The organism is Roseomonas sp. TAS13, from assembly GCF_001950415.1.
Classification (GTDB): Bacteria; Pseudomonadota; Alphaproteobacteria; order Acetobacterales; family Acetobacteraceae; genus Roseomonas; species Roseomonas mucosa.
Window position 1 is genome coordinate 1 of sequence record NZ_BDLP01000346.1, and the last position, 4,637, is coordinate 4,637.

Annotated in this window: 3 protein-coding genes; 1 reads left to right on the top strand and 2 read right to left on the bottom strand. The window is 72.2% G+C overall.

Features of this window, described 5'->3' with window-relative positions:
• The first annotated feature begins 363 nt into the window (after positions 1-363).
• Positions 364-2,208, top strand: a complete 1,845-nt coding sequence (locus tag ROTAS13_RS19780; RefSeq protein WP_075823184.1) for a glycoside hydrolase family 15 protein — start codon at positions 364-366, stop codon at positions 2,206-2,208.
• A 19-nt stretch (positions 2,209-2,227) separates the two neighbouring features.
• Here the strand turns inward: ROTAS13_RS19780 and ROTAS13_RS19785 are convergent, their stop codons facing one another.
• Together ROTAS13_RS19785 and ROTAS13_RS19790 are read right to left on the bottom strand one after the other, a co-directional pair.
• On the bottom strand, positions 2,228-3,715 hold the full coding sequence (locus ROTAS13_RS19785; protein ID WP_019459651.1) for a phospholipase D family protein: 1,488 nt from the start codon (positions 3,713-3,715) through the stop codon (positions 2,228-2,230).
• Positions 3,716-3,723: 8 nt separating this feature from the next.
• The gene (locus ROTAS13_RS19790; RefSeq protein WP_019459652.1) at positions 3,724-4,587 is read right to left on the bottom strand and encodes an endonuclease/exonuclease/phosphatase family protein; all 864 of its coding nucleotides are present in this window, start codon (positions 4,585-4,587) and stop codon (positions 3,724-3,726) included.
• Positions 4,588-4,637: the final 50 nt, after the last annotated feature.

The following is a 4,637-nucleotide window of genomic DNA, read 5'->3' on the forward strand; positions in this document are numbered from 1 at the left end:
GACGGGCCTCTCCGCGACGGCCCTGCTGCCGCCCTGGCTGGCCCTGGCCATGGTGCTCGGCGTGGCCGTCCTGGCTTGGCGGCGCGAAGGGGCCTGAGGCGCGCCTTCCAGCCCGGAGCAGGTTCTTTCGGGTGTGGCGTCGCGTTTGTGTCCGGCCCCGGGGGATGGCGGCCATCGTGACGGGCATGGAAGCTGCCATCCAGAGCGTGGGATCGACATCAACTACCCGCGAGAATGGGCAGCGGCGCGAGCATGGTCCCGTTGACCTGGAGCGATCCGGCCCCTCCGGCTGGGTATGCCCGCCGGGCCGGGGTGGTCCGGGCCAACCCCGTGCCGCGAGGACCGATCCGCCCCTTGAGCCCCATGCTTCCGCTCCAGAGCCCCGAAGGGACCCGCCCCTACCAGCCGATCGAGCACTATGCGCTGATCGGCAACTGCCACGGCGCGGCGCTGGTGGCGCGGGACGGCGCGATCGACTGGTGCTGCCTGGAACGCTTCGACGCGCCGCCGGTCTTCTCGCGGCTGCTGGACCGGCGGCGGGGCGGCTTCTTCGAACTGCGCCCCGAGGAGGATTTCGAGGTCAGCCGCTCCTACCTGCCGCAGACCAATATCCTGGAGACCACCTTCGCCACCGCCTCCGGCATGGCGCGACTGATCGACCTGATGCTGCCGCCGCCGGAAGGGCCGCCGGGGCCGGAGCTGGTGCGGATCCTGAGCGGCGTGTCCGGCCGGCTGCGCTTCCGCCTCCGCTTCCGGCCGCTGCCGGGCTTTGCCACCGCCTTCCCGCCCCTGCGGGTGGAAAGGCACCTTGCCGCGGCGGAGGGCTGCCCCAGCCTGCTGTCCGACGAGCCGCTCGGCCTGGAGGAAGGGTGCGCGACGGCCCGCTTCACGCTCTCGGGGGGCGCCCATGCCGCCTTCCGCCTGTTCCGCGCCGGCGCCGCGACGGAGGAGGACCGGGAGGATGTCTATGACCGGCTGGAACGGGCGCGGCAGGGCTGGGTCTCCTGGTCCGGCATCCGCAGCTATGACGGCCCGTTGCAGGACGATCTCGTGCGCAGCGCGCTGGTGCTGAAGGCGCTGACCTACGAGCCCAGCGGTGCCCTGGTGGCCGCGCCCACCACCTCCCTGCCGGAGGAGATCGGCGGCATCCGGAACTGGGACTACCGCTTCTGCTGGCTGCGGGATTCCTGCCTTGCCTTCTACGCCCTGAAGAAGTTCGGGCATGTGCGCGAGTCCGAGCGCTTCTTCGACTTCGTCCGGCACCTTTCCCTGCGCGACGATGGCGGGCTGCGGCCGCTCTATGCCATCGATGGCCGCGGCGAGGGGCTGGAGGAACGCGGGATCGCGCATTTCGAGGGCTGGTGCGGCAGTGCGCCGGTGCGCGAGGGCAACGGCGCCGCGGACCAGCACCAGGCCGATGTCTATGGCCAACTCCTGGACCTCGTCCATCTGCGGCACCGGCTCGGCGGCGAGATCGATGGCGAGGCCCGCGCGCAGATCGCCCGCATGGCCGACTATGTGACCAAGGTCTGGCGCGAGCCCGACAACGGCCTCTGGGAACCGCGCCTGCCGCCGACGCGCTACCTGCACGCGGTGCTGATGAACTGGGTGGCGCTGGACCGCGCCATCCACCTGCTCGGCGAGAGAGAGGAATGGCGCGCGGCGCGGGACGCCATCGTGGCGGAGGTGAACGGGCCCGGCGTGCATCCGCATGGCGGCTACCTGACCCAGAGCTTCGGCAGCGATGCCGTGGACGCGTCGGTGCTGCTGGCGCCGATGCTGGGCTTTCCCGTGGACGAGGCGGTGTTCAACCGCACCGTGGACGAGATCATCCGGCAGCTCGGCCATGGCGCCCTGGTCTACCGCTACAAGACGGAGGACGGGCTGCCCGGGCATGAGGGCACCTTCCTGCTCTGCGCCTTCTGGCTGGTCGATGCCCTGGCCTGGCTGGGGCGGGAGGAGGAGGCGCGGCAGCGCTTCGACGCGCTGCGCGCCCTGGCCAACGATGTCGGCCTGTTTCCCGAGGAGATCGCCGAGGACGGCACCTTCCTCGGCAGTTTCCCGCAGGCCTTCAGCCATCTCGGCTTCCTGCACAGCGCCATGGTGCTGGACCTGCTGCGCCATGGCGGGCGCGAGGCCGTGCGCGGCACCTATGCCGACCGGACCCTGCGGGAAACGCCCAGCCGCCGGGTGGTCCGGCTGCGTTAGCCCAGGGGGCAGGGCCGGTTCAGAGCTGGCTTTCCACCGGCAGCCAGCGCACGAGCTGGGCCAGGAGGCGGCGTTGCCAGCTCGCATCGGGCTCCTTGTGCTGGACGCGGCGTCGGCCGTCCGGCCTCTCGTCGGTCCAGACCATCAGGCCGCGCCGGAGGCTGAGGTGGTAGCTGCGCTGGGGCGAGGACAGGCGGCGGAATTCCCGCCGCAGCCTTTCCGCCAGTTCGGGGTGGCGGATGAAGGCGCCCATCTCGGTGTTCAGGTTGGCGGAGCGCGGATCGAGGTTGAAGGAGCCGACGAAGAGCTGCTCGCGATCCAGTACGAAGGCCTTGGTGTGCAGGCTGGCGCCCTTGGAGCCCAGCACGCCGGCGTCCTCCCGCCCGCTGCGCTTCAGCTCATAGAGCTCCAGCCCCGCCTTGAGCAGCCGTCGGCGATAGCGGGAATAGCCGCCATGCACCGCCACGACATCGGTGGCGGCCAGGGAGTTGGTGATCACCCGGACGCGGACGCCCCGCCGCAGCAGGCCGATCAGCGCCGCGGCGCCGGCCTCGCCCGGCACGAAATAGGGGGAGATCAACATCGCCTCGCGCTCCGTCCCCTGGAGCGCCGCGTCGATGGCGGTGACCAGCCGGCCCGGCACCTCCTCGCCGGTCGCCTTGTCGGGCGGGTCGGCGGCGACCTCGACATCCTGGGTGGGCAGCAGGGCTGCATAGCCGTGCAGGATGTCACGCTCCAGCGAGGCGCGGACGCGTTCGAGATAGGGCTGGGCCTCGCCGGATCGCGCATCCGCGTCGAGGCGGCGACGCAGCGCGTCCAGGCTTTCCGGCGTGTCGCAGCACTGGCCGCGCCGGGCCAACCGGTGGTTCCAGTAGCGTTCGAACTGCGTCAGCGCCTGCTGCGAGGCCCCGCCGGCCACGGCGATGTCCAGGTCGCGGAAGTTGAAGCTGCCCGAGGCGTCGAAATACTCGTCGCCGATGTTGCGCCCGCCCAGGATCGCCAGGCGCCCGTCGGCGATCCAGGACTTGTTGTGCATGCGGTGGTTGAGCTGCCCGCGGCTGAGCAGCAGCTCCAGCCCGAAGCCGAGCCTGCCCAGGAAGCGCCAGCGATGCGCGTTGAAGACCCGCACCTCGATGCCCGGATGCTCCGCCCCCAGCCGGCAGAGCAGCGGGGCCGCGGATTGGTCGTCCAGCACGCAACTGTCGTCCAGCAGCAGGCGCACGCGCACGCCCCGGTCGGCGGCGTTCAGGATCTCCCGCGCCAGGAGGCGGCCGGTGATGCCGTCGTGCCAGGCATAGTATTGCAGGTCCAGGCTGCGCGTGGCGGCACGGGCGCTGGCGGCGCGCAGGCCGAAGGCCTCCAGCCCGTTGGCCACCAGCGTCGTGCCGGTGTCGGCGCCGATCCGCCGCAGCGCCTCGTCCACCGCCTGGTCCAGCGTCGGCTGCGCCGCGCGCCAGCGCGGCAGGAGGCGCCTGTGCGGCCGCCGGAGGGTCTTGGCGGTTTCCATGGCCAGGGTCAGCCCACGCTGGCGAGCCGGGGCGTGGCGTCCTCGGCGGCACCATCCAGCAGGTCGAGTCGCAGCAGGGCCTTCAGCGGCAGGTGGTCGGAGGCGACGCGGGAGAGGGCGGTGTCATGCGCCTCCACCGAATGCACCAGCCCGTTCGGCCAGCCCAGGATGCGGTCCAGCGAGAGCACCGGCATCCGGGTCGGGAAACTGGCCGGTCCCTCGTTCATGGGGCCGAAGAAGGGCTCCAGCGACCGCAGCGCCGAACGCCGTCCGGGCCGCCATTCGTTCAGGTCCCCCATCATGAGGGTGGGCATGGAGGCACCCTCCGCGATGCTGCGCAGGATGGCAGCGCCCTGGCGCATGCGGCAGTTGCGGAGAAGGCCGAAATGAGCGGCCACCACCCGCAGCCGGCCCCCCGGCAGGTCCAGCTCCGCGATCACCGCGCCGCGCGGCTCCGCCCCGGGCAGGGCGAGCCGGTGCAGGCGAAGCGGCGTGCCCTCCCGCAGCAGGATGGCGTTGCCGTGCCAGCCATGCCCGTCCGGCAGGTCGGAGACCTGCAGCAGGTGCAGCCCGCTTTCCCGCCGCAGCGTGGCGGCATCGAGCAGGCCATAGCGGCGGCCGAAGCGGCGGTCGGCTTCCTGGATCGCCACCAGGTCGGCATCCATCTCCCCGATCACCGCCGCGATGCGCTGCGGGTCGAAGCGCCCGTCCCGGCCCACGCATTTGTGCACGTTGTAGGAGGCGACCCGCAGGGTTACGCCGCCCGGCGCCTCCCCCGGATGGGGATGGTGCACAGCCCGGGGCCCACGCCGGGCATCGCGGATGCGGCGCAGGAGCTGGCGGGCCGAGCGGCTGTCCGAAGGGAGCTTCATGGCCGTGGGGACAGGGAGGGCGCGGGGCCCGGGGACGGGGGGAGGCGCGG